Source organism: Massilia sp. DWR3-1-1 (assembly GCF_049898325.1).
Lineage (GTDB): Bacteria > Pseudomonadota > Gammaproteobacteria > Burkholderiales > Burkholderiaceae_D > JAFCUW01.
Map to the genome: position 1 here is coordinate 88,018 of NZ_JAFCXL010000004.1, position 25,503 is coordinate 113,520.

General features: G+C 67.4%; 20 protein-coding genes and 1 pseudogene. 9 read left to right on the top strand and 12 right to left on the bottom strand.

Annotated elements, in window-relative coordinates; genetic code table 11:
- Positions 1-5: 5 nt before the first annotated feature.
- From ACP7EY_RS05800 to ACP7EY_RS05815, 4 genes are all read right to left on the bottom strand, one after another.
- The gene (locus ACP7EY_RS05800) at positions 6-1,421 is read right to left on the bottom strand and encodes a 3-oxoacid CoA-transferase (protein ID WP_426191402.1); all 1,416 of its coding nucleotides are present in this window, start codon (positions 1,419-1,421) and stop codon (positions 6-8) included.
- On the bottom strand, positions 1,418-1,852 hold the full coding sequence (locus tag ACP7EY_RS05805) for a Zn-ribbon domain-containing OB-fold protein (RefSeq protein ID WP_426191403.1): 435 nt from the start codon (positions 1,850-1,852) through the stop codon (positions 1,418-1,420). Before ACP7EY_RS05805 ends, ACP7EY_RS05800 begins: the two co-directional genes overlap by 4 nt.
- Positions 1,849-3,003 (bottom strand): thiolase domain-containing protein, encoded by a 1,155-nt coding sequence (locus tag ACP7EY_RS05810; protein WP_426191405.1) that lies wholly within the window; start codon positions 3,001-3,003, stop codon positions 1,849-1,851. The genes ACP7EY_RS05805 and ACP7EY_RS05810 overlap by 4 nt, the downstream gene beginning before the upstream one ends.
- Positions 3,004-3,146: 143 nt before the next feature.
- Positions 3,147-3,971, bottom strand: coding sequence for an IclR family transcriptional regulator domain-containing protein (locus ACP7EY_RS05815; protein ID WP_426191407.1), 825 nt, complete (start codon positions 3,969-3,971; stop codon positions 3,147-3,149).
- Positions 3,972-4,154: 183 nt separating this feature from the next.
- Here ACP7EY_RS05815 and ACP7EY_RS05820 point away from each other — a divergent pair, with 183 nt between their 5' ends.
- Genes ACP7EY_RS05820 through pcaF form a run of 3 tightly spaced genes read left to right on the top strand, consistent with a single transcriptional unit; the run spans position 4,155 to position 6,672 of the window.
- A complete protein-coding gene (locus ACP7EY_RS05820; RefSeq protein WP_426191409.1) occupies positions 4,155-4,820 on the top strand; it encodes a 3-oxoacid CoA-transferase subunit A in 666 nt (221 codons plus the stop codon).
- Entirely contained in the window at positions 4,817-5,473 is a 657-nt protein-coding gene (locus ACP7EY_RS05825; protein ID WP_426191411.1) for a 3-oxoacid CoA-transferase subunit B, read from the top strand. Before ACP7EY_RS05820 ends, ACP7EY_RS05825 begins: the two co-directional genes overlap by 4 nt.
- Positions 5,470-6,672 (top strand): 3-oxoadipyl-CoA thiolase, encoded by a 1,203-nt coding sequence (gene pcaF / locus ACP7EY_RS05830; RefSeq protein WP_426191413.1) that lies wholly within the window; start codon positions 5,470-5,472, stop codon positions 6,670-6,672. Before ACP7EY_RS05825 ends, pcaF begins: the two co-directional genes overlap by 4 nt.
- Before the next feature lie 392 nt (positions 6,673-7,064).
- Here the strand turns inward: pcaF and ACP7EY_RS05835 are convergent, their stop codons facing one another.
- From ACP7EY_RS05835 to ACP7EY_RS05850, 4 genes and pseudogenes are all read right to left on the bottom strand, one after another.
- Positions 7,065-8,429 (bottom strand): glycerophosphodiester phosphodiesterase family protein, encoded by a 1,365-nt coding sequence (locus ACP7EY_RS05835; RefSeq protein WP_426191415.1) that lies wholly within the window; start codon positions 8,427-8,429, stop codon positions 7,065-7,067.
- Between the two features lie 53 nt (positions 8,430-8,482).
- Positions 8,483-10,180 (bottom strand): alkaline phosphatase family protein, encoded by a 1,698-nt coding sequence (locus ACP7EY_RS05840; protein WP_426191417.1) that lies wholly within the window; start codon positions 10,178-10,180, stop codon positions 8,483-8,485.
- Positions 10,181-10,259: 79 nt separating this feature from the next.
- Positions 10,260-11,271: pseudogene (locus ACP7EY_RS05845) on the bottom strand (transporter).
- A 536-nt stretch (positions 11,272-11,807) separates the two neighbouring features.
- A complete protein-coding gene (locus ACP7EY_RS05850) occupies positions 11,808-12,263 on the bottom strand; it encodes a MarR family winged helix-turn-helix transcriptional regulator (protein WP_426191419.1) in 456 nt (151 codons plus the stop codon).
- Between the two features lie 57 nt (positions 12,264-12,320).
- On the opposite strand from ACP7EY_RS05850, the gene ACP7EY_RS05855 reads away from it, so the two are divergent.
- The 6 genes from ACP7EY_RS05855 to ACP7EY_RS05880 all read left to right on the top strand — a co-directional run bounded on the left by ACP7EY_RS05855 (position 12,321) and on the right by ACP7EY_RS05880 (position 19,376).
- The gene (locus ACP7EY_RS05855; protein WP_426191421.1) at positions 12,321-13,073 is read left to right on the top strand and encodes a siderophore-interacting protein; all 753 of its coding nucleotides are present in this window, start codon (positions 12,321-12,323) and stop codon (positions 13,071-13,073) included.
- A 165-nt stretch (positions 13,074-13,238) separates the two neighbouring features.
- On the top strand, positions 13,239-13,385 hold the full coding sequence (locus ACP7EY_RS05860) for a hypothetical protein (RefSeq protein ID WP_426191423.1): 147 nt from the start codon (positions 13,239-13,241) through the stop codon (positions 13,383-13,385).
- Positions 13,382-16,087 carry a cation-translocating P-type ATPase gene (locus ACP7EY_RS05865; protein WP_426191425.1) on the top strand — a complete coding sequence of 902 codons (2,706 nt, stop codon included), beginning with the start codon at positions 13,382-13,384 and terminating at the stop codon, positions 16,085-16,087. Before ACP7EY_RS05860 ends, ACP7EY_RS05865 begins: the two co-directional genes overlap by 4 nt.
- A gap of 122 nt (positions 16,088-16,209) precedes the next feature.
- Positions 16,210-17,433, top strand: a complete 1,224-nt coding sequence (locus tag ACP7EY_RS05870; protein WP_426191427.1) for an arginine deiminase — start codon at positions 16,210-16,212, stop codon at positions 17,431-17,433.
- A gap of 30 nt (positions 17,434-17,463) precedes the next feature.
- Positions 17,464-18,462, top strand: coding sequence for an ornithine carbamoyltransferase (gene argF / locus ACP7EY_RS05875; RefSeq protein WP_426191429.1), 999 nt, complete (start codon positions 17,464-17,466; stop codon positions 18,460-18,462).
- Positions 18,459-19,376, top strand: coding sequence for a carbamate kinase (locus tag ACP7EY_RS05880; protein ID WP_426191431.1), 918 nt, complete (start codon positions 18,459-18,461; stop codon positions 19,374-19,376). Before argF ends, ACP7EY_RS05880 begins: the two co-directional genes overlap by 4 nt.
- Here ACP7EY_RS05880 and ACP7EY_RS05885 read toward each other — a convergent pair.
- The 4 genes from ACP7EY_RS05885 to ACP7EY_RS05900 all read right to left on the bottom strand — a co-directional run bounded on the left by ACP7EY_RS05885 (position 19,370) and on the right by ACP7EY_RS05900 (position 25,321).
- A complete protein-coding gene (locus tag ACP7EY_RS05885; protein ID WP_426191433.1) occupies positions 19,370-20,722 on the bottom strand; it encodes a DcaP family trimeric outer membrane transporter in 1,353 nt (450 codons plus the stop codon). The two genes, ACP7EY_RS05880 and ACP7EY_RS05885, sit on opposite strands and share 7 nt — an antisense overlap.
- A 50-nt stretch (positions 20,723-20,772) precedes the next feature.
- The gene (locus ACP7EY_RS05890; RefSeq protein ID WP_426191435.1) at positions 20,773-22,290 is read right to left on the bottom strand and encodes a basic amino acid/polyamine antiporter; all 1,518 of its coding nucleotides are present in this window, start codon (positions 22,288-22,290) and stop codon (positions 20,773-20,775) included.
- 111 nt (positions 22,291-22,401) lie between these two features.
- Entirely contained in the window at positions 22,402-24,489 is a 2,088-nt protein-coding gene (locus tag ACP7EY_RS05895; RefSeq protein ID WP_426191437.1) for a copper-transporting P-type ATPase, read from the bottom strand.
- A gap of 7 nt (positions 24,490-24,496) precedes the next feature.
- A complete protein-coding gene (locus ACP7EY_RS05900; RefSeq protein ID WP_426191439.1) occupies positions 24,497-25,321 on the bottom strand; it encodes a universal stress protein in 825 nt (274 codons plus the stop codon).
- Positions 25,322-25,503: the final 182 nt, after the last annotated feature.

The window sequence follows — 25,503 nt, forward strand, 5'->3', positions numbered from 1 at the left end:
TCGTGTCATGCGCTGACACTGGCCGTTCCGGCGCCGGGCCGCATGCTGCCCACCTGTTCGGCTGCCAGCAGGTCCATGTCGGTGAGGGCACGCACCTCGTCGACGCTGAAGCCCGGCGCGACTTCCTCGATCACGAACTGCTCGCCGCGGCGTACCAGCAGCGCCAGGTCGGTGACGATGACGTCGACGCAGCGCGGCGCCGTGAGCGGATAGCTGCATTCGCGCACCAGCTTGGCGCGGCCCTTGCTGTCGCTGTGCTCCATGACGATGATCAGCCGGCTGGCGCCGGCGATCAGGTCCATCGCCCCGCCGATGCCGCCGCCGACCTGGCCCGGCACGCTCCAGTTGGCCAGGTCGCCGTTCTGCGCCACCTGGTAGGCGCCCAGCAGCACGGCGGCCAGCTTGCCCGAGCGCGCCACCTCGAACGAGACCACGCTGTCGAACAGGGCGCCACCCGGGCGCATTTCGATGAAGCCGCCGGCGGCGTCGAACAGGTCCGGGTCGGGGGTGCCCGACTCGCTCAGCAGTTCATAGCCGAGCGCGCCATTTTCTGCATGCAGCGTGATGTTGCGTCCGGCCACGTGCGAGGCGACCAGGGTCGGCAAGCCGGACCCCAGGTTCACGCAGGCGTTCTCCGGCAACAGCGCGGCGGCCCGCTCGGCCAGTTCCATGCGCGACAGCGCCGGCTTGCCGAAGTATTTGCGCCGGGTATCGGGGGCGCGGCGGCGCATGGCCCCCTTCGGCACCGCCACCTTTTTGGTGCTGAGCACGACACGGGCGACGAAGATGCCGGGCAGGCCCACCCGTTCCGGCGCGATGGCGCCGGCTTCGACGATTTCCTCGACCTCGACGATGGCCACCCGCGCGCCCTTGGCGAAGCTGGGATGGAAATGCATGCTGCTGCCGCGGAACTCGACGTTGCCCTGGGTGTCGGCGCGAAAGCCCCGTATCAGCGCATAATCAACCGCCAGCGCATGTTCGAGCACGTACTGCCTGCCGCCGAACTGGCGCACTTCCTTGTTCTTTGCCAGCGGGGTGCCCACGGTCACCGGACTGTAGAACGCGGGCAGCCCGGCGCCGGCTGCGCGCAGGCGTTCCACCAGGATTCCTTGCGGCACCATCTCGAGGACCAGTTCGCCCGCCGCTGCCCGTTCCTCGACCAGCGACGGCAGGCCGGGACGCGCCGAGAACGACAGGATCGCCTTGCTGACCTGGCCGTTCTCGAGCAGCAACTCGGGCCGGTACTCGCCGGCACCGAGCGAATTGGCAACCAGGCACAGCCGACGTGCGCCTTGCTCCTTCAAAGCGATGACGAGGCTGTTGGGGTAGCTGTGGCCGACGCCGAAACCGGCGATCGCCACGCTGGCGCCATCGGGGATGTCGGCCACGGCCGCTTCGGCGGAAGTAAAGATTTTTGTCATCGCGGCAGCTCCGTGGTGGAAGTAGTCAATGGTCGAAAGCGCAGCAAGGCGGCTTCTTCGCCGGCCGGGCAGAACAGCGCCTGCACCGGCTGGCCGATCTGCAACTGTGCTGGTTCGCAGTCGACGATGTTGGTCAGCACCCGCGGGCCTTCCTCGAGCTCGACCAGGGCCAGCACATACTCGGCCACCTCGCGGTAGGCGCCTTCGCCGCGGCGCACGGCGGTGGCGCTGTAGATCGTGCCGCGCCCGCTGGCCTCGAACCAGTCGACGCAATCGTGCCCGCACTCGGGGCAGAACTGGCGCGGATACCAGATCACGAAACGACAGCGGCAGCAGCGCGGCAGCATCAGCTTGCCCTGCAGGGCGCCTTGCCAGAACGGCCGCGCCTCGGCGCCGACCAGCGGCGCCGGCGCCGGCAGCATGGGGCTCATGCGTCACCCCGGCCGAGAATCAGGGTGGCGCTGCACATGCGGGAGATGCCGCCGCCGGTGCCGTGCGCCAGGGCGAGTTCGCAATCCTTCACCTGGACGTCCGGGTGCGCTTCGCCGCGCAGCTGGCGCACCGCTTCAATCACCTTGACCATGCCGCCCTGGTAGCCCGGGTGGTTGTTGCACAGCCCACCGCCATCGGTATTGATCGGCAGCCGGCCGCCGACCCGCAAGGCGCCGTCCGCTGCAAATGGACCGCCATCGCCTTTTTTGCAAAAGCCCAAGTCCTCGAGGGTTATCAGCACGGTGATGGTGAAAGAGTCGTAAATGGATGCGTAGTCGATATCGGCAGGCGTCACCTTGGCTTCCTCGAACGCCGCCGGTCCCGACCACACCGCTGCCGTGTACGTCATGTCCACGCGCCCGCCCGCCGTGTGCTTGATCGCTTCGCCGTGGCCGAGCAGTTTGACGGCGCGGCGCCGGATGCCAGCTGCAATTTCTGGCGTCGTCACGATCACTGCGCCGCCGCCATCGCTCACCACGCAGCAGTCCATCCGGCGCAGGGGATCGGCAACCAACGGTGAGGCCAGCACCTCATCGATGGTCACCGCTTTGCGCAGAAGTGCATTCGGGTTGAACTGGGCATGGAAGGCGGCCGCGGCTTTCACTTCCGCCATCTGGCGCGCGGTGGTGCCGTACTCGTACATGTGGCGCTTTGCGGCCAGCGCATAGATCCCGATGTTGGTTTCGCCGTAAGGTGCTTCGAACGGATATTCGGGGGTATCGGGCGGCAGCTTGGCTGCGCGGACGATGCCGCGCACGCGCGCACCCTGCGTTACCAGGGCGATCCGGCACTTGCCGCTTGCCACCGCCAGCGCTGCATGGCCGATGTGGCACAGGTAGGATGAGCCACCGGTGAACGTCGAGTCGGTGTAGCGCAGGCGTTTGAGACCGATGTATTCGGCCAGCGAAATGGCGCCGAAGCCAAGCTGGCCGTTGCAAAAATAGCCGTCGATGTCGTCCAGCCCCAGTCCTGCATCGGCCAGCGCGCCGTGCGCCACTTGCGCATGAATCTGCGCTGCCGACAGGTCGGGTAAATCCCGCCCCGGGTGCTCGTATGCACCAATGATCACTGCTTTTCCGTTCATGCTCATATGCGACCCTGCGAGGTGTTTCGATCTCGGTAGCTTAGCGAGATTGATCCGCCAGCGCCGGCTGCGCCGCGCAAGTGTCCGCAGTGTGAATCGTCGTTGCAGGCAACGCCCGCCACTTGCGGCGGCCGGGCCGCAAGCGTCAGTCAGGGCAGCAGCGCGGCCAGCTCCTGCGCGCCCTGGCGCAGCACCGGCAGGAATTGCTTGCGCATCTGCTGCGGCGTCACCAGCGCTGCCTGTGCGCCCACATTGAGCGCCGCTACCACGCGGCCGGAGGCGCCACGTACCGGCACCGCGATCGAACGCAGGCCCAGCTCGAGCTCCTCGTTGTTAATGGCGTAGCCGTCGCGGCGTACCTGCTCCAGCCGCTCGCGCAGTGTGTCGGGATTGGTGATGGTGTTCGCAGTCATGGCGTCGAGCGACACCCGCGCCAGATACTGCTCACGTTCGGCAACGGGGAACTCGGCCAGCAGGACCCGTCCAAGCGAGGTGCAGTAGGCCGGCAGGCGGCTGCCGGCACTGAGCGACACCGACATGAAACGCGCGCTCGCCGACCTTGCCACGTACAGCACCGCATCTTCATCGAGCACCGCCAGCGAGCACGATTGATTGAGTGCGCGGCTGATCGCATCAAGGCATGGCTGGGCCGAGACGGTCAGCGGCGTCGACGCCAGATAGGCGTAGCCCAGTGTCAGGATTTTGGGCTGCAGGGTGAAATTGCTCAATTCGGCGCCGATATAGCCAAGTTTGCGCAGCGTGTGGAGGCATCGCCGCACTGCGGCGCGCGGAATGCCGGTTTGCTGGCTGATCTGGGCAATCGTCTGCGGCTTGCGCGAGTCGGAAAACGTCCGAATCACCGCCAGTCCGCGCGCCAGTGATGTCATGAAATCGGGATCGGTGAGGGCTTCGATGTCGTCGGCGATGGTTGGCGGCGCATCTGCTGCGGGTGGGGTCTTGGGGGGCATGGGCATGGTGCAATTCTAATCGAATCAGCTGCGGGAGACCGTCGTCGTGCGCCGTTTTACTTGACCGGCATGATAATTCGCGTTTATTCTTGGTGTTCGTTAAGCGGATGCTTGTGCGGTTATCGGACACCGATGTCGCCAAATTGAATATTCGAAGTTTCACCGCCATGCGGCCAACAAGGGAAAATAATGATCAACAAAACATGCGATACGCTCGAGGGCGCGGTCGCCGATATCGAGGACGGCGCCACCATCATGATCGGTGGCTTTGGCAACGCGGGCATGCCGGCAGCACTGATCGACGCCTTGCTAGCCCAGGGCGCGCGCGAACTCACCATCGTCAACAACAACGCAGGCAACGGCGAAACGGGCGTGGCCGCATTGATACGGGAGAAGCGGGTGCGCAAGATGGTTTGCTCGTTTCCGCGCCAGGCCGATTCGCACCATTTCGATCGCTTGTATCGCTCAGGTTCAATCGAACTGGAGCTGACGCCGCAGGGCAACCTCGCCGAGCGCATCCGCGCCGCCGGCGCCGGCATTGGTGGATTCTTTACGCCGACCGGCTATGGCACCCTGCTTGCCGAAGGCAAGGAAAGCCGCCTGATTGACGGCCGCCACTACGTGCTGGAGTCGCCCATCCATGCCGACTTTGCATTGATCAAGGCACTGCGCGGCGACCGCTGGGGCAACCTGGTGTACCGAAAAACCGCGCGCAACTTCGGCCCGATCATGGCGATGGCGGCCAGGGTCACCATTGCCCAGGTGACGGAAGTGGTGGAGCTGGGCGCGATCGATCCGGAAGCGGTCGTTACCCCAGGAATTTTCGTTCAACGTGTCGTGAGGGAGGCAGCATGAAGCGCTACAGCCGCGAGCAAATGGCCGAACGCGTCGCCAGGGACATCCCTGAGGGTGCTTACGTCAACCTGGGTATCGGCTTGCCGACCACGGTTGCCAATTTTCTGCCGCCGGAACGTGAAGTCTTCTTGCAAAGCGAGAATGGCCTGCTTGGAATGGGACCCGCGCCCGCGCCCGGCGAGGAAGACGAAGACTTGATCAACGCCGGCAAGCAAGCTGTCACCCTGCTCACGGGAGGCGCCTACTTCCACCATGCCGACTCGTTTGCGATGATGCGCGGCGGCCATCTTGACATCTGCGTGCTGGGCGCCTTTCAGGTGTCGGGCAAGGGTGACCTGGCCAATTGGCATACCGGCGCACCTGACGCGATTCCTGCGGTGGGCGGCGCGATGGACCTGGCCATTGGCGCCAAGCAGGTGTTCGTGATGATGGAGCACCAGACCAGGAGCGGCGAGCCGAAGCTTGTCGAAAACTGCAGCTATGCGCTGACCGGCATCGGCTGCGTGAGCCGCATCTACACCGACCTGGCCGTAATCGACGTGACCGAAGGCGGCCTGCGCGTGCGCGAGATCGTCCCGGGCATGACGTTCGAGGATCTGCAGAAAGTCACCAGCGCAGTGCTGCTGCCGCCAGTCGAAGGAGCACAAGCATGATTGAGGCATTCATTGTCGACGCCATCCGCACGCCGATCGGTCGCTATGGCGGGGTTCTGAGGGACGTGCGTGCCGACGATCTGGGCGCCGTGCCGATTCGCGAACTGATGCGCCGCAATCCCACCATCGACTGGCGCGCCGTGGACGAAGTGGTCTATGGCTGCGCCAACCAGGCCGGCGAGGACAACCGCAATGTGGCGCGCATGGCAGCGCTGCTGGCAGGCCTGCCGCAGGAAGTGCCGGCGACCACCGTCAATCGTCTGTGCGGCTCGGGCATGGATGCGGTGGGCGTCGCCGCGCGCGCGATCCGCAGCGGCGAAGCGCGCCTGGTGATCGCCGGCGGCGTCGAGTCGATGACGCGGGCACCGTTTGTGATGGGCAAGGCAGATTCAGCGTTTTCGCGCAATGCCAATATCTACGACACCACGATTGGCTGGCGCTTCCCGAATCCGGCGATGATGAAGCTGTACGGCACAGACGCCATGCCCGAGACTGCCGAGAATGTCGCCGACGACTATTTCATCAGCCGTGCTGACCAGGATGCGTTCGCCCTGGCCAGCCAGCTCAAGGCTGCGCGGGCGCAGCAGGACGGCATCTTCGAGCAGGAAATCGTGGCGGTGACGGTGGGCCAGAAGAAGGGCGACCCGCTGTCCGTGGCGCGCGACGAACATCCGCGCGTAACCACTCTGGAAGCGCTGGCCAAGCTCAAGCCGGTGGTGCGTCCGGACGGGACGGTCACCGCTGGCAATGCCTCCGGCGTCAACGACGGCGCCTGCGCCCTGCTGCTGGCCAATGCCGACGCGGTACAGCAATATGGCTTGACGCCGCGGGCGCGCGTTTTAGGGATGGCGACCGCTGGCGTTGCACCGCGTGTCATGGGGATCGGCCCGGTGGCGGCAGTGCAAAAGCTCCTGCGCCAGTTGGACATGCAGCTCGATCAGTTCGACCTGATCGAACTGAACGAAGCGTTTGCGTCACAGGCACTGGCAGTGCTGCGCACGCTGGGCCTGCGCGACGACGATCCCCGCGTCAACCCGAACGGCGGGGCGATCGCCCTCGGCCATCCGCTCGGTATGAGCGGTGCACGCCTGATCACAAGCGCTACCTGGCAACTGCAGCGCAGCGGTGGCCGTTACGCGCTCTGCACCATGTGCATCGGCGTCGGGCAGGGTATTGCGCTGGCGATCGAACGAGTGTGAGCAAGCTTGTGGCGCGACGCCCGCCAGGCTAGCGGCGCGCCCCTGACGCGCCAGATATCGTGATCGATTGCTGTTAGGGGCTGCGTTAGTGACGCGCAATGGCAAGTGGCGCTCATGGCGGTGTGTGGCTGGGCTGTACAGTGGATGAATTGATGTGCCGCCCTGGTCAGAAACCTGTCGGGATGTCGCACGAATTCGCGATCGAAGGCGTAAACGACACCGGCAATTTGTCGACCCCCATGCGCCCGAAGTAAAGCACTCCGGCCATGGCGAAGTCGTGTGGGCGCGCATCGCTTCTACGGCAGCCAACTGCCACATCAGGACATGATGATGGCGAAAGAATGAGGGGCGGCGTCACTGTGTCCGCTGTTCCTGATGGCCTGCGCGCGCTGCTATTGCTCCAGCGCCTTCAAATAAGCTGCGCGGGCCGCGATCGCGGTCGGCGTGAAGTCCGTGAATACGCCGTCCACACCGGCCTCGAAGAACAGCCGCAATTCCTTGGCTGGATCGCCATGGTAGGCGCCCGCAAGATATTGTTTCTCGTTCCGAAACGTGTAGACGTGGACAAACAGACCGCTTTGATGGGCGGCTTGCACCAGGCCCGTTGGTGTTGCCACCGTCGCGTTTGCGAGTGAGTCGACCGTTTGGCCGGCGCGTTCGACCGCGAGGGCGATCACGGCAGGCTTCCAGACGCCGATGCCATCGGCGTACAGTTTGATGGCGGCCAGTCCCGCTGGCGTCAACAGCGCGCCAAAGTTGCGACCATCGCCCGCCACGGTCCAGCTATACGGGCGCGCGTCGGAAAAATAACCAGACGCGGCGCCTTGATAAGTCACTGCCCCCGTGTTGTAGTTGACACCGCTACCGCCAATCAACTGCACGAGCTTCGTCTGCAGTCCGATCGAACGCATGTAAAGAAGGCTTGCGGGGTCAAAGCTTTGCACATGCACGGGCGCGCTTCTGGTATTGAGGCCGTTGTCCTTGATCAGCTTGACGATGGCGTCTTCGAACGGATGCTTGCCGCTGCCGCAACCGTTGGCAATGGCTTGCGCATTGTTCCAATACGGATTTTTTGCCTCCGGGTACAGCGAGATGGTCCGGCCCGTGACAGCGCTTTTTTGCCTGGCGATGTCAACAATTTCCTGCATCGTCAAAATGGGGTATTTGCCGTTCAACCCGGTGGGCCGGTCGTCGCGGGCATCGTAGGTGGTGCCGCCGATCCACTGCTTGAGCTCCGAGACGGTAAAATCGGCAATGGCCCAGTCGCCAGTGTGGTCGGCGCCATCGACAACCAGCGACTTGAGCACGGAGGTCGGATCGTTCGGATCGCCCAGGTCGCTCAAGTAGTGATCCGGGCCGCCATGGAGTGCCACGGCATACTTGACCGGTAGCGGTGTGCCCGGGACGGTGCGCCGGCGCGCGGCGACGTCGGCATTTGTGAGGGCCACCGTGGCGATATTGGTGTTGTCGCTCAGCCAAGGGTTGTGCCGGGCGACCAGCACGCAATCCTTCGACAGATGCAGGTCCATTTCCAGTGCATCGGCGCCGGCGTCGGCCGCGCCTTCATAGGAAGGGCGGGTTTGCTCCGGATACAGGCCGGGCAGGCCCCGATGGCCGATGACCAGCGGCGCCCTGCCATCGAGGGTCGGCAAGGGCGCGGCGGGCAGGCCGGCGCTTGCAGGCGCCGTCAACAAGGCCAGCAGCGCAGTGACGGCGAGCTGATGGTGGCCTGCGGCAAACATGGTCTTCGCGTTCATGGTGCTCCTGCTGCCGAAAAACTTTCGATGTCGCCTTGTATACTACGCTACGCTCAGTGAGGCCCGTTCAGCAGTTCCGTCAGCACCCGGCCCTCGGACGCGGCGGGCGGGCGCAGGCGCAGCAGGGTCGCCAGGGTGGGGGCGATGTCGACCACCTCGGCGTACTGGCCGTAACTGCCCGGCTTGATCCACGGGCGGCCCGTCAGTACCAGCGGCACGTTGGTGTCGTAGGCATACGGTGAGCCATGCGAGGTGCCGCTGCCCGATGTCGAAAAATACCAGTAAGGTTTGGTCACGACCACGAGGTCGCCCGACAATTGCCGGTGCCAGCCGCGGCGCATCAGCACGCCCATGCGGGTGTCGCCCGTGGCGCCGCTGTCGAACTGGCTGCGGGTGAAGACCTGGGCAATGCCTTCCTGGTTCGACAGCCAGCGCGCGGCAGTCGCCTCCACCTCGCTGCGCGCTAGTCCCGCCTTGTCGATGGCCGCGCCATCGAGGTGCAGGTTCGGCATCGATTGGGCAATCACCAGTCTGGCGATGCCGTAACGACGCGACAAGGCCCCGTTAAGTGCGTCCACCAGTTTGACGTGGTCGACGCGGCCCGCATCGAGGTGCGCCATGTTCGCAAATTCGGGCGTGTTGGGAAAGCCGTGATCGGCGGTCAGCACGACCAGCAGGCGATCGGCGCCCACCTTGCGATCGAGGTAGGACAGAAAGTCGGCCAGCATGCGGTCGAGCCGCTGCAAATGGTCGTGCGACATCTTGCTCTCGGGGCCATACGCATGATTGACGTAGTCGTGGGCCGACAGGCTCACGCCGAGCAGGTCGGGCACGCCGGCCGGATTGTTGCCCAGCTGTTCGCCATCGACGGCGGCACGGGCAAAGTCGAGCGTGAGGGCGTCGAGGAAGGGGCTGGCCTTGAGCCGGTTGTAATAATCGGCGTCGGGATTGCCGTTGTCGCTGTAGACGCTGAACGGGAACTGGTTCGGTGACGCCGTTGTGGCCGGGTAGAGCGCGTCCGCGGCGTCGGCCACATAGGCGCTGTCGGCCAGCAAGGGGCGCCAGGTTTTGCCGTAATACGCGTCCTGCGGTTTGCCGGCCTGGTAGCGCTGCACCCATTGCGGATGGGCTTGCATATAATAGGTGCTCGAGGCGAAGTTGCCGCTCTTGTCCATGAACATGTAGGCCGTGCCGGATTTTCCGCCCAACAGGATGGCGCCGCGGTCCTTGCCGGAAACGGCCACGACTTTGGCGCGGTTGCCCGTCGCGTAACGCAACTGGTCGCCCAGCGTGTCGACCCGCAAGCGCATGGGCGAGGTGCCGTCGGCCGGCTTGGTGTCTTCGCCGATATACGAATACTTGCTGTCCTCGGTGCAGTAGACGCTCTTCCCGGTCAGCGGATCGATCCAGTTGTTGCCAATGACGCCATGCTGATAGGGATAGGCGCCCGACAGGACCGCCGCATGCCCGACCGCAGTGACCGTCACCCCGTGGGCCTGGTGCGCATTGCTGTAGGAAGCACCCTGATCGAGCAGGCGACGAAAGCCGCCGGGGCCGAACTGCGCCCGATACCGCTGGAGCTGTTCGGCGGGCAGGCCGTCGACGACCAGCACCAGCACCAGCTTGGGTGCGGGCACCGCGGTCGGTGCGCCAGCGGCCGCGGCGTTCGCCGTGAGCACCGACACGAACGGGAACAGGAACAGGAGCGGCGCGCAGCGAAACCGTGGCGATAGTGCGAAGCAGGCAGACATGGCGTGGTCGTCGACAGTGGAAGATTTCCCCAGCATAGGCGCACGGTGTTACCGGACGATGACAGCAGCCCGCGGCTGCTCAGCGTGGCCGTTGCAGGCGCAGCAGCAGCCATGCCAGCGTGCTGGTGATGGCGCCAGTGCACGCCAACACGATCCAGAAACCGTGCTCATGCTGCGCCAGCGGAATACCGCCCACATTCATGCCCAGCAGTCCTGCGATCAGGTTGATCGGCAGCGCCATCACCGTCACGATGGTCAGCAGGAACAGGCTACGGCTATTGTCCTCGCTGACCTGGGCCGCGATTTCTTCCTGCAGCAGCTTGATGCGTTCCTGCAGCGAAGTCAGGTCGGTCAGGACCACGGTAAATTCTTCGGTGGCCTGACGCAAGTCCTGGCGGTCGTCGAGGTCGATCCAGGGGGGGCGGGCGCTGCAGGAGGCGGAACAGGGCCGCCGGTTCCGGCGCCAGCAGTCGTTGCAGCCGCACCAGCACGCGGCGCAGGGCGCCCAGGTCTTCGCGCTTGCGCGCCAGTTTGCCCGCCAGCAGGTGGTCCTCGATCGTATCGACCCGCGCCCCCGCATCGCGCACGATATTGACCAGGACGTCTGCCTGGTCGAGCAGCAGGTGGATCAGCAAGGCCACCGGCGAGCGCAGCAGTTCACCGCGCTCGACGGCCTGGCGCAGCCGCTCGATCGATTCGAGCGGCTTGCGGCGCGCGCTGATGACGCTGTGTGGCGTGACGTGGACCCAGAGCGTGGAAATGTCGGCGTTGTCGAATGAAAAATTGTGCAGCACATCGTTCACGACGGCCACCAGCGCATCGTCGGCCAGTTCGATCCGCGTCGAGCGCGAGCCCTGGTGCAGGGCCTCGTAAAAATTCTCGCCCAGGCCGGCATGCAGCCGCAACCACCGCTCACTGGCCGTATTTGACAAATTAAAATGCAGCCAGACAAATTGGCCTGGCACGGGCTGGCGCATGCGGGCGATGGCGGCGGACGCGTCAATCGGCCCACTGCTGCCGTCTTCGCCGATCAGAAATCCCCACACCAGTCCCGAGTCGTCGGAACCGTAGCTGAAGGCAGGTAAGGCCATGTTCGTCCCGTCAATGAGTCAAGCGTGATTGTAGTGCTATTTCGGTGTGCCACAAAAAACGTTCTAACAAGCGCGCATCGCACGACTATTACATGCCCAGTCGGCGCCTGGCCAGGCGGAGGCGCCGGGCGAGCAGCAGGACGGCGCCTCGACCTGGGCGATCAAACAAGTGTTCGTCACTGCGCGCCGCGAGCGCTACGCCGTGCCCAATGCGGATGCCGCCACGCGCACCGACACGCCGCTGATCGAGGTGCCGCAGTCGGTCCAGGTGGTGACCCGTGCGCTGATCGCCGAGCAGGATCGGCGCACTCTCGCCGACGCGCTCGTCAATGTTTCCGGCATCCGCAACGTGAGCGCGCCCACGCTCGAATTATTCCGTCCTCCTACCGGCCACGCCAACGGCACGGCCGTGATCGTCGCGCCCGGGGGCGGTTTCGTCGGGCTCGAATACGACGCCGGTGGCACCGCGCTGGCATGTCATGGCGCTGGCGCGGGCGAAGTGTGTCCTCGTCCATGCACCATCGACGCCGCCGCTTTTACAGGCAATCGGCGTCCAGATTGGCGTCGACGCGCCCCAGCAGGGACCGCAACTGCGCCTGTTCGTCCACGCTCAGACCGGTCACTGCGGCGCCAGCGAGGCGCTCGCTTTGCTGCTGCAACTGGGCGCGCACGGCCTGGCCGGCCGCCGTCAGCGACAGCTTGACGCTGCGCCCGTCGGCCAGATCGGCTTGCGCCTCGAGCAGTCCGATGTCGCGCAGTCCCTTCACCAGGCGCGCCAGTTGCGCCTTGTCGCGCCCCAGCCGGAGCGCCAGCGCTTTCTGGGTCGCCCCGGGATGGGCGCCGAAAAAATGCAGCACCCGGCCATCCATGTGGGTGATCTCGTGCGGACCGTCGCGCAGGAAGCGGTACTGCAGGGCGCGGTACTTGTGCATGATGGTGTGGACCAGTTCCAGGACATCACCAGGCTGCGGCGCAGGAAATTTGATTGACATTATCAACTATAATCATTAGTCTAGTGGATATTATCAACCATATCGAAGCGGAACGCCATGCGTCATCCTCCCTACCCAAGCCGCGTGCAGCGCATGCGCCACGAGACCACGCGGCGCGAGCTCGACGTGCTGCGGGTCGACCAGATCGGCGCCCATTTTCGCAGCGTGGTGCTGGGCGGTGCCGCGCTGGCCGGCTTCACCAGCGATTCTTTCGACGACCATGTAAAAGTGATCCTGCCACCCGTTGGCGGTGATGGCGCGGACGGGCCAGTCATGCGCGACTACACGCCGCGCCACTTCGACCGCGACAGGGGAGAACTGACCATCGAATTCTGCCTGCATGGCGATGGGCCCGCCGCCAGCTGGGCCGGGCAGGCGGCGCCCGGGCAGCACCTGACGGTGGGCGGTCCGCGCGGCTCGCTGATCATTCCGCTCGATTACAGCTGGCATCTACTGGTGGGCGACGAAACGGCCTTGCCGGCGATCAGCCGGCGGCTCGAGGAATTGCCTGCCGGCAGCTTGGCCACCGTCATCGTCTGCGTCGCCGATGCGCGCGACCAGCGCAGCTTCGCCAGTCGCGCCACCTGCAAGGTCGAGTGGGTCAGCAATGCGCAGCAGTTGCTGGAACGGGTGCGCGCGCTCAGCCTGCCCGGCGGCGACAACTACGCCTGGTGCGCCGGCGAAGCGCGCACCATGGCGGCGCTGCGGGCCGTGCTGGTCGACGACAAGGGCATGGATCGCCACGCCGTTCGTGCAGCGGCCTACTGGAAGCAGGGTGCGATTGCCCATCACGAAAATCTGCAGGATTAAGATCTGAAGTATTAAAATCTGCAGCACTAGCGTTCCAGGACGATCTCTGTGCGAAGACACACAGAGGCCGGCTTGCGCGTGCCTGAAGATGGTGTACACGGAAGAACCGCCTTCCACCGCCGCCGCCGTCAAAGCGCAGCGCATTGGACATCATCGAGGAACGCCATGCACCAGCCACCCGCCAAACACCTGTCCGCCGTAGCCGCTGGCGCCGCCGTCGCGCTCGACGAGGCCTTGAAAGAGCGCTTTCCCGCCAGCGACCCCGTGGCCATTGAAATCGAATCGCCGCCCAAGGCGCCCAAGGGGCAATGAGGGCGGCACCGGCACCGGCGCCGCCGCGCGCCTGGCACGCATGCGCTGCCGACGCGGTCGTCGCCGTGCTGGGCAGCCACGCCGGCACGGGGCTGACAGCCGACGCGGTGGCCGCGCATGCCGCCCGATACGGGCCGAACCGCCTGCCGCAGGCCGCCCGGCCCTCGCTGGCCTTGCAGTTTCTGCGCCAGTTCAAAAGCCCCCTGATCTATATCCTGTTTCTTGCCGCCGCCCTGGCCGCGCTGCTGGGCCATTGGGGCGACGCCGCCGTCATTCTGTGCGTGGTGCTCGCCAATGCGATCATCGGCGCCTTCCAGGAAGGACGGGCCGAGCGCTCGATGGCCGCGCTGGGGGCGCTCGCCGCCCTGCACGTGCAGGTGCTGCGTGCGGGCCGCGAGCAAACCGTCGCCGCGCGCGAACTCGTCCCTGGCGACATCCTGGTGCTGGCGGCCGGCGACGCCGTGGGCGCCGACGCGCGCCTGATCGAGGCGCAGGGACTGGCCGTGGCCGAGGCCACGCTGACGGGGGAATCGGTGCCGGTGAGCAAGGATGCCGCGCCCGTGGCCAAGGATGCCGCGCTGGCGGACCGGCGCAGCATGGTGTTTTCGGGGACCTATGTCGCGGCCGGGCGGGCGCGCGCCGTCGTCACCGCCATCGGCAGCCAGACCGAGGTCGGCGCGATCGCCCGCCTGACCGTGGGCGCGCGCGAGCCGACCACCCCGCTCGAAGCGCGCATCGGCCAGTTCGGGCGTTACCTTGCCTGGGCCGCCGCCGTCCTGTTCTGCGCCGTCATGGCGCTGGGCCTGGCGCGCGGCTTGCCGCTCGCCGACGTGCTGCTGGTGGCCATCAGCCAGGTGGTCTCGCTGGTGCCCGAAGGCCTGCCGGTGGCGATGACGATTGCGCTGGCGGTGGGCATGGGACGCATGGCGCGCAGCAGGGCGATCATCCGGCGCCTGGCGGCAGTGGAAACGCTGGGCGCGATCACCGTCATTTGCACCGACAAGACCGGCACGCTCACGCGCAATGAAATGACGGTGAGCCAGCTGTGGTTGCCCGGTGGCCGCGCGTTCGCCGTCTCCGGCATCGGCTATGCGCCGCACGGCGCGGTGACCGGCACGGCGCTGGCCGCATCGCACGCGGAGGTGACGGCGCTGCTGCAGGCGGCGGTGCTGTGCAATGACGCCGGCCTGGTGGCGCCGGTCGGGCCGGCCGCCCCCCGGCGCCCCGCCGGCCACTGGAGCGTGACGGGCGACCCGACCGAGGCCGCGCTGCTGGTGGCCGCCGCCAAGGCCGGCATCGATACGGGCGCGCTGCGGCTGGCCAACCCGCGCACGGCCGAACTGGCGTTCGACGCCGGCACGAAGATGATGGCGACGCGCCACCGCGGCGCGGACGGCGCCGGCGCCGTGTATGTGAAGGGCGCGCCGGAGGCGGTGCTGGCGCTGTGCGCGCACGCCAGCCCGCAGGCGCTGCGGGCGGCGGCGGCGGCGGCCGATGGCATGGCCGGCGCGGCGCTGCGGGTGCTGGCGGTGGCGCGCCTGGCCGACACGCCCTTGTCGTCGGCGGGCGGCTTTGGCGGCCTGGGAACGGCGGCCACCCTGCTCGGCCTGGTCGGCCAGATGGACCCGCCCCGGCCGGAGGTCAAGGCAGCGGTGGCGGCGTGCCGCGCCGCCGGCATCCGGCCAATCATGGTGACGGGCGACCACAAGCTGACCGCGCTGGCCATTGCCCACACCCTGGGCATCGCGGGAGACGGCGAGCGCGGCGTCGACGGCGTCCAGCTGGCGTCCATGAGCGACACGCAGCTGGCGCAGGAACTGGGCCACATTGCCGTGTTCGCCCGCGTGCAGCCGGCGCAGAAGCTGCGCATCGTCGAAGCGCTGCAACAGCGCGGCGAGGTCGTCGCGATGACCGGTGACGGCGTCAACGACGCGCCGGCGCTGGCCCGGGCCGACGTCGGCGTAGCAATGGGCATCACCGGTACCGACGTCGCCAAGCGCGCCGCCCGCGTCGTCATCACGGATGACAATTTCGCCACCATCGTCGGCGCCATCGCGCAGGGGCGGGTGGTGTACGCCAACCTGAAGAAGGTCATCCTGTTCCTGTTCGTCACCTCGATCGACGAAGTGTGCCTGCTGCTGCTGGCCTTGCTGGCGGGCCTGCCGATGCCGCTGGCGGCCGTGCAGATCCTGTGGGTCAATATCGTCACCGAGAGCACGCTGACGGTCAACCTGGTGATGGAGCCGGCCGACGGCGACGAGATGCGCCACCCGCCCGTGCCGCGCGACGACCCGCTGGTCGACCGGGCCATGCTGTGGCGCATCGCCGTGATGATGCCGACGGCCGTCACCGTCACCTTTGGCTGGTTCCTGTGGCGCCACGCCAGCGGCATACCCGCCGAGCTGGTACGCACCGAGACCTTCACCGTCCTCGTGCTGTGCCAGTGGTTCAACGTCATCAACTGCGAGTCGGCGACGCGCTCGGCGCTGCGCCTGGGCATCCTGCGCAATCCCTGGCTGGCCGCCGGCCTCGTCCTGAGCCTGGCCCTGCACGCCGCCGTCCTGTACTGGCCCGTGCTGGGCCGCCTGTTTCACACGGTGCCGATTGCCGCTGCCGATCTGCTGACCCTGCTGGCGCTGGCCAGCTGCGTACTCTGGGCCGAAGAGCTGCGCAAGTGGCGGGCGCGCCGGCGTGCCTGGTGATCGCCTGGCTTGACGGCCTCCCGCAAAAACGTGCCTAAGCGCGGCGCCACACACAGAACAGGCGGGCGCGGGCGCAACATCGCGTCTTTGATTGCCCCATTCACTTTTTGCGAGACATCTTCATGACGACCTTACGCGGTATCGATTCGGAAATTGGGCGCCTGCGGCGCGTGCTGGTGTGCCGGCCCGGTCTGGCGCAACGGCGCCTGACGCCGGCCAATTGCGCCGAACTGCTGTTCGACGACGTGCTGTGGGTGTCGCAGGCGCGCAACGACCATGACGCCTTCACCACCGCCATGACGGAACGCGACGTCGGCGTGCTCGAGCTGCACGATCTGCTGGCCGACACCATGGCCGATCCGCTGGCGCGCAGCTGGCTGCTCGATCGCAAGCTCGGCCCCGGCCTGGTCGATGCCGAGACCGCCGCACTGCTGCGCCCCTGGCTCGAGGCGCTCGCGCCGGCGCAACTGGCCGAACACCTGATCGGCGGCGTGGCCCGCAGCGAGCTGCCGTTCGACATTCCCGGCTTGCTGGCGCGCTGCGCGCGGCCGTCAGACTTCCTGCTGCCACCCTTGCCCAACACCCTGTTCGCGCGCGACAGCAGTTGCTGGATCGGCGACGGCGTGGTGCTCTGTTCGATGTTCTGGCCGGCGCGCCGCGCCGAAACCCTGCTCACCACGGCGGTCTACCGCTTTCACCCCCTGTTTGCGGGCAGCGTGCGCGAATGGTGGGGCGACCCCGATGCCGGCCACGGCCTGGCTTCGCTCGAAGGCGGCGACCTGATGGTGCTCGGCAATGGTGTGGTGCTGGTCGGCATGGGCGAGCGCAGCTCGCCGCAGGCCGTGAGCCAACTGGCGCGCACCCTGTTCGCCCAGGGCGGCGCCACCCGCGTGCTGGCCGTGCAGTTGCCCAAGTCGCGCGGCGCCATGCACATGGACACGGTGTTCACGTTCTGCGACGTCGACCTGGTGACGGTGTTTTCCGAGGTGGTCGACCAGGTGCAGGTGTTTTCGCTGCGGCCGGGTGAGCGCGAAGGCACGCTCGACGTGCGCGCCGAACGGGGCCCGCTGGTGGCCGTGGTGGCCGAGGCACTCGGTCAGAAAGCGCTGCGCGTGGTCGAAACGGGCGGCGACGCCTGGGAGTCGCAGCGCGAGCAGTGGGATGACGGCAACAACCTGCTGGCGCTGGCGCCGGGCGTGGTGATGGCCTACGACCGCAATGTCTATACCAACACGCAGTTGCGCAAGGCCGGCGTGGAAGTGATCACTCTGCCCAGCAGCGAACTGGGGCGCGGCCGCGGCGGCAGTCACTGCATGTCCTGCCCGATTGAACGCGCCCCCCTTTGACCCTGTATCGACCCTGCAAGGAACAAACCCATGAGCTATAACCTGCACAACCCAAGCCTGCTCACGCTGATGGATTACAGCGCGCGCGACATCAGTTTCCTGCTCGACCTGGCCAGCGAACTCAAACGCGCCAAATACGCCGGCACCGAGCAGCCCCGCCTGCAAGGAAAGAACATCGCGCTGATCTTCGAGAAGGCTTCCACGCGCACCCGCTGCGCCTTCGAAGTGGCCATGCATGACCAGGGCGGCCACGTCACGTACATCGATTCGGCCAGCTCGCACATCGGCCGCACCGAGTCGCTCAAGGACACCGCGCGCGTGCTGGGGCGGCTGTTCGACGGCATCGAATACCGCGGCTATCACCAGAGCGTGGTCGAGGAGCTGGCCAGCTTTTCCCATATCCCCGTCTGGAACGGCCTGACCGACGAGTCGCACCCGACCCAGATCCTGGCCGACCTCCTGACCATGCGCGAGTTCGGCGAGCGGCCCCTGCACGAACTGGCCTTCTGCTACCTGGGCGACGCCCGCTTCAACATGGGCTGCTCCTTGCTGATCGGCGGCGTCAAGATGGGCATGGACGTGCGCATCGGCGCGCCGGCCGCGCTGCAGCCGCCGGCCGAACTGCTGGTGCAACTGCGCGCGCTGGCGCTGACGACGGGCGCGCGCATCACGCTCGAGACCGACCCCGTCAAGGCGGTCGCCGGCGCCGACTTCCTCTACACCGACGTCTGGGTGTCGATGGGGGAAGCCGAGGATGTGTGGAAGCAGCGCATCGAGCAGTTGCTGCCCTACCAGGTCACCACCGCGCTGATGCAGGCCACCGGCAAGCCGCGCGCGCGCTTCATGCACTGCCTGCCGGCCTACCACAACCTCGACACCGAGATCGGCCGCCAGATCCACGAGCGTTTCGGCCTGACCGAGGTCGAGGTGACCGACGCCGTGTTCGAGTCCGATGCGTCGGTCGTGTTCAGCCAGGCGGAGAACCGCATGCACACGATCAAGGCGGTGCTGGTGGCGACGCTCACATGAAGCTGCTCGTCGCGCTGGGCGGCAATGCGCTGCTGCGCCGCGGGCAGGCGCTGAGCATGGCCAACCAGCTGGCCAACATCGGCGTGGCGGCGGGCCAGCTGGCACAGGTGGCGATGCAGCACCAGCTGGTCGTCACCCACGGCAACGGCCCGCAGGTGGGCCTGCTGGCCTTGCAGGAGATGGCCTACGACGCCACGGCCGTGTACCCGCTCGACGTGCTGGGGGCGCAGACCGATGGCATGATCGGCTATCTGCTCGAGCAGGCGCTGGGCAACCTGCTGCCCGCCTCGCGCCGGATCGCCACCTTGCTCACCCGGGTCGAGGTCGACCCGGACGACCCGGCCTTTGCCCATCCGGGCAAGCCGGTGGGGCCCGTGTACGACGCCGAACAGGCGCGCCGCATCGGCGCGCAATACCAGTGGACCATGGGGCCGGACGGCGCCGGCATGCGTCGCCTGGTGGCCTCGCCGCGGCCCCTGCGCGTGCTGGGGCTCGACGCCATCGCCTGCCTGCTCGCGCACGGTACGCTGGTGATCGCCGCCGGCGGCGGCGGCATCCCGGTGGCGCGCGCCACAGCCACCGGCGCGCTCGAGGGCGTCGATGCCGTGATCGACAAGGATTTTTGCAGCGCGCTGCTGGCGCGCGAGCTGGCGGTCGACTGCTTTGTCGTCGCCACCGACGTCGCCTCGGTGTTTCTCGACTGGGGCAGCGCGCAGCAGCGGCCCCTGCGCAAGACCACGCCGCGCGAACTGGCCCGGTACCGTTTTCCCGACGGCTCGATGGGACCGAAAGTGCAGGCGGCGTGCGACTTCGTCGAACGCAGCGGCCGGCGCGCTGTAATCGGCGCGATCGACCAGATCGAGGCCATGCTCGCCGGCGAGGCCGGCACCGAGATCGTTCCCGACGATCAGTAAAAGCTGTAGCGGGCCATCAGGCCCAGCCGCGACAGCGTGCCGGCCTGGCCGTCGAAGCGCTCGCGTTTGCCATAGACCCACTCGCCGCCAAGGTCGATATTCTTGATGGGCGAGTAGATCAGGTTGAAAAACGTCTCGCGCAGCGTGCGGTTGTTGATTGTCTGCGCGCTGTTGCCGTTGTTGTAGCCGAACGAGGCGTTGGCGCGCAGCTTGTCGTTGAAGAAGTGCGCATAGCCGAGCACCAGGCCCGTGTTGCGGTCGAAGCTGATGGCGCCCGTGTCGATGGCGATGGCGTAGCCGTTTGAGCCGTAGAGCTGGTCGATATCGCCATCGACGCGGGTCAGCTGGGCCGTGAACAGGTGTTGCGGGGACGGCTGGTAGTTGCCGCCGATGGCGATGCCGTAGCCGCGCCGGGTTTGCGTCGTCGAGCGCTTCTCGTGCGTCAGCAGGCGCAGGTTGATGGCGCCGCGGGCGAAACTGCGGTCGAAGCGCGCCACCAGTTGCGGCAGCCGTTCGTTGGCGCTGGGGCCGCCGAACTGGTCGGCCGGATCTTCCGCCGCCAGCGTCACGCGCACGCCCGTTTGCGCGTCGCCAAAGCCGTAACGGGCCAGCGTGCGGCGCGAAAACGGCGCCCCCACGGAGCCGGTGAAGTCGATCGTCTCCGGCAGATTGTCCACATCCATGAAGGTCGACCAGGTTTGCCCGATCAGCCAGCCGCCGTATTCGCCATAGGCGTGGCGCAGGCGGATCCGCTTGCGGTTGTCGGCGCTGTACGAGTAAAAGTCGGCTTCGACGGTGGTCTTGAAGGGACCGGCCGCCGTCGGCGTCGAGCTGGCAAAGCCGATGCGCGAGGTCTCGGACGTGAACTGGGTGCGCCCGCGCAGGCCGCCCGCCTGCGCGAGCGGCTGAAACATCAGGTCGGTGAACACGTCGGGGCCGCTCGACTGGCGAAAGTCGTGCACGGCGTCCGCTTCGGCGTAGCCATACAGGTGGATCGAGGTGCGCGTTCCCGGCACCACCATGCCGCCCGGTATGGCGCTCTCGGGCACGGCGTCGGCCCCGCTGTACCTGGGCTTGATGCGCGGGTCGGGCGCGCCGACGTCCCGGCTCGTCGATGAGGCCGCGGCCTGGGCGGTGGGCAGCGCCGGTAGTGCCAGTATTGCCGGCAGCGCCGCGGCGACCGTGCGCCCGGCCTTGAGCGCCGCCAGTTCGGTGTGCATCTGCTGCACATCGGCGCGCAGCTGGCGCAGTTCGGTGCGCAGTTCCGCGTCGCTCTGGGCGTGGGCGGGCTTGCCGATCAAGCCCAGCGCGAGCGCCAGGACGGTCAGGATGGGGAAAGCTTGCATGCGATGGACCTGTTTGGATGGGGGGAGATAGGTGGGCAGGGCGGCGCGCTTCATGCTGAAATCACCTGCGCCAGGCGACCCGTGAACAGCATCCAGACGGCGGCGACGCCGAGCGCGCTGACGACGATGGCGACGCCCAGTTCGGTGCGGGTGAAGACGGCTGCGCCGGGCGCATGCTCGCGGCGCGCCAGGATGAAGACGAAATTGCCGAGCGCAAAGAAAATGGCGCCCGCAATCATGAACTGGAGGCCGGCCGCATACACCAGCCACAAGCCGTACACGGTGCCGAGCACGCTGTACGCGAGCGCTTCGGCCTTGCCGATCTGGGCATCGGCCCGATAGCGGCCCGTGGCCACCAGCTTCCACAGGAAGCCGGTCGAACCGATATACGCCGGCAGGATCAGCACGCCGGTGATGGAGAGCATGGTGTTCCAGGCGTTGTCCGAGAAGTAGACCATGATCATCACCGCCTGCATCACGGCGGTGGACACCCACAGCGAGAACGACGCCGCGCCGCGCTTGCTGGTGCGGGCGAAGGCCTGGGGAAAGGTGCCGTCCCTGGCGGCGGCCCACGGCAGCTGGGCCAGCAACAGGGTCCAGACCAGCCACGAGGCCAGCACCGAGATCATGACGCCGCCGTTGACGAGGTACTCGCCCCATTTGCCCACCAGCGTGCCGAGGATGGGGGCCATCGACGGTGGCGCGATGCCCGCCAGCTGCGCCTGCGACATGACGCCGAACGGCAGCACCGAGATGAGTACGTAGAGCAGCACGGTGACGAGAAAGCCCAGCAGCGTCGCGCGGCTGACCGTGCGGGCGTCGGCGTTATCCGACATCACCACCGCGCCCTCGATGCCGATGAACACCCACAGCGTGACGAGCATGGTGCTCTTGACCTGGGTCAGCACGCTGCCCAGCACCGGACCCGCGACGAGGTTGTCGCCCAGCCGGCCCCAGAAGTCAGCGCCGAACAGGCCCGCCTGCGCCGACACGCCCACCACGCCGATGAAGACGACGATGGGCACGAACTTGGCGACCGTGCCGATCACGTTCAGGGTGGCGGTGTTTTTCACCCCGCGCAAGACCAGCCCATTCATCACCCAGCACAGGAGCGAGCCCAGCACGATCGCCGGCAGGGTGTTGCCGCCTTTGAAATACGGCGGAAAGAAGTAGTTCAGGGTGGCCATCAACAGCACCGCGAAACCGACATTGCCGAAGGCGGAAGAGAGCCAGTAGCCCCAGGCGATCTGAAAGCCGGCATACTTGCCGAAGCCCTGGCGCGCGTACATGTAAATGCCCGATTTCAGCTCTGGCCGGGCTTCGGCGAGCGCCTGGAAACTGCGCGCCAGCATGAAGATGCCGATGCCGGAGATGAGCCAGCCCACCAGGATGGCGCCCAGCTGTGCATGCTGCGCCATATTTTGCGGCAGGTTGAACGCGCCGCCGCCCACCATGGCGCTGACCACCAGCAGGGTCATCGGCAACAGGCCCAGTGCCTGGCTGGACTGGCCGGGCGCGGCGGGCGAGGGTGCTGGCGCCGCGGTGGCGGCAATGCTGGCGTCGGGCATGGTGGATCCTTGGTGGTTGCGGCTACGCGCTCGGTGATTGATTCGAGGCAGGCCGAGCATGCGCCACGGCCCGTCCATGGTCTGTGTGCCTGCGCGCTTTCGGCCCCGAACTTAGCCCCTGCGCAGGCGCAGCGCGTTGGCGATGACGGACACGGAACTGAGGCTCATGGCCAGCGCCGCCAGCATCGGCGAGAGCAGCTGGCCGGTGACCGGGTAGAGCACGCCCGCTGCCAGCGGGATGCCGAGCGCATTGTAGGCAAACGCGAAAGCGAGGTTCTGGCGCATATTGCGCACCGTGGCGAGGGCGATCAGGCGTGCGCGCACGATGCCGCGCAAGTCGCCATTGACCAGCGTGATGTGGGCGCTGGCAATGGCGATGTCGGTGCCGGTGCCCATGGCAATGCCGACATCGGCCCTGGCCAGGGCGGGGGCGTCATTGATGCCGTCGCCCGCCATCGCCACCACCTTGCCCTGGCCTTGCAGCGCTTCGACCAAGGCCAGCTTGTCGGCGGGCGTGCATTGGCCGTGGAACTCGTCGATGCCGAGATTGCGGGCGACCGACTGCGCGGTGGTGGTGCCGTCGCCGGTGGCCATGATGACGCGCAGGCCGCCGGCGCGCAAGCCTTCGAGCGCGGCGCGGGTGTCCGGTTTGACCGGATCGGACAAGGCCAGCAAGCCGGCCAGTGCGCCGTCGGCGGCGAGGAACATGACGCTCGCGCCCTGCAGCCGCAAGGCCTCGGCGGCGCCGGCCATGCTGGCCCAGCGCACCCCGTCATGGTCCATCAGGGCCGTGCCGCCCAGCGTGATGCGGCGGCCGCCGACCACGCCACGCACGCCGATGCCGCTGGCCGAGGCAAAGGCGGCGGGCGCGGTCAGGGTCAGCCGGCGCCGCTGCGCCTCGCCGACGAGGGCGCGCGCGAACGGGTGCTCGCTGCCCTGGTCGATGCTCGCGGCGAGCTGCAACACCGCTTCGCCGGTGAAGCCGGGCGCCGCCGCCACGCTGTGAAAGACGGGTTTGCCCTGGGTGAGGGTGCCGGTCTTGTCGATGATGAGCGTGTCGACCCGGGCGAGCGCTTCGATGGCGGCGGCGTCGCCAAACAGCACGCCCAGACTCGCCGCGCGGCCGGTCGCCGTCATGATCGACATCGGCGTGGCCAGGCCCAGGGCGCAGGGACAGGCGATGATCAGCACGGCGACCCCGTTTAACAGGCCGTACAGCCAGCCCGGCTCGGGCCCGACCAGCCCCCATGCGACGAAGGTGGCCAGGGCGATGCCCGCCACCGCCACCACAAACCAGCCGGCCACCCGGTCCGCCAGGCGCTGCATCGGGGCGCGCGAGCGCTGGGCCTGGCCGACCAGTTGGACGATCTGCGCCAGCACGGTGTCGCTGCCGATCCTGGCGGCCCGCATCAGCAGACTGCCGCCGACATTGATGGTGGCGCCGATCAGGCGATCGCCCGCGCGCTTGGTGGCCGGCAGCGCTTCGCCCGTCAGCATCGCTTCGTCGACGCTGCTCTCTCCCGCCACCACCACGCCGTCGACGGGAATTTTTTCGCCCGGTCGCACGCGCAGGCTGTCGCCCACGGCCACGCTGGCAAGCGCGATCTCTTCTTCGGCGCCATCGGGGCCGACTCGGCGCGCGGTTTTCGGCGCCAGGCCGATCAGGGCGCGGATCGCGCTCGAGGTGTGGGCGCGCGCGCGCAATTCCAGCACTTGCCCCAGCAGCGTCAGCGACACGATCACCGCCGCCGACTCGAAGTAGACGGCGACCTCGCCGTGGCTGCGCAAGGCCGCCGGAAACCAGTGCGGCGCGACGGTCGCCACCACGCTGTAGCCGAAGGCGGCGAGCACGCCGGTGCCGGTCAGGGTCCACATGTTTGGCCGCAGGCTGGCCAGCGACTGCTGCCAGCGCGTGAGCAGCGGCCAGCCGCCCCACAGGACCACGGGCGTGCTCAAGGCCCCTTCGATCCAGGCCTGGCCGGGCAGGTGGCCGAACATCGCCAGCGCGAACACGCACACGGTGAACGGCAGCGTCCAGTAAAAACGCTGTTCAAAGCTGGCCAGTTCCGGGTTCGCCGCACCGGTGGCGGGTGGCGTGAGCGCTTCGAGCGCCATCCCGCAGATGGGACAGGGGCCTGCTGCGGGCAGGCGCACCTGCGGATGCATGGGGCAGGTGTAGAGCGCCGCGCCGGCCTGCATGCCAGGCTCAGTGCGACAGCAGCACGGCGAGTTGCTGCTGCTCGACCAGGGCGCGCGTCACCCCGCCCAGCGCCCATTCGCGCAGGCGGCTGTGGCCATAGGCGCCGGCCACGATCAGGTCGCAGGCCTGTCCGAGTGCGATGGCGACCAGCGGCGGCGGGGTGCCGTCCGCTGGCAGCAGCAGCGCCCGGGCCATCACGCCGTGCGAGCGCAGCCAGTCCACCACCTGCCCCAGTTGCGCGGACAGCGCGGCGTGGTCTTCGCTGTGCGCGACCTGGACCACGCTCACGCGCGCCGCGGCGCCCAGCAGGGGCAGTGCATCGCTGAGCGCGCGCCGGCATGCGCGGCTGTCATCCCATGCCACCAGCGCGTGCGCGAGCGGCAGCGGGGCCGCGGGTGCGGGCACAATCAGCACCGGGCGCCCGGCGCGCATCAACAGTTCCGACAGCTGCATGTGGCGCTGGGTATCGAACAAGCCGCCCGGCGCCGTGTCGGTGAGGACCAGGTCGGCCCCGCGCGCCAGTTGCACGACATGATCGGCGATCGATACGCCGCCGCTGCTGGCGTGCCACGCCACCCCTGCCGGGCGCGCGCCCAGGGCCGCGTGAAAGGCGCGCTCGGCAACGGCCGTTTCGCGCCGCAATTGATCGATTTTCCCGGCGATCAGCGCGCCGCTGGCGCAGCCCTCGGCGATCATGGTCTGCAGCGGCTCAAAGGCGGCCACCCCCACCAGGCGCGCCTCGAAGCGATCGCCCAGCCGGGCCGCCAGGTCCAGCAAGGCCGCATGCGGATGGGCCAGTTGCAGGTGTACCAGGATGGTTTTGTAAGTCACGGCTGGCCTCGGTGGTTTGACTGAAAACCCCAGCATGGGCCCGACCGCCGCCGACTTCTGTGTGGATGCACGCTTAGGCTTGCCGGGCACGCCGCTGCGACGCCTGGCAAGCGATGGCGGGCCGTCATAGATGACTTGCCTCGTCTTCGCATGGCTCGCCATGCGTCATCCTTGCGCCTTGC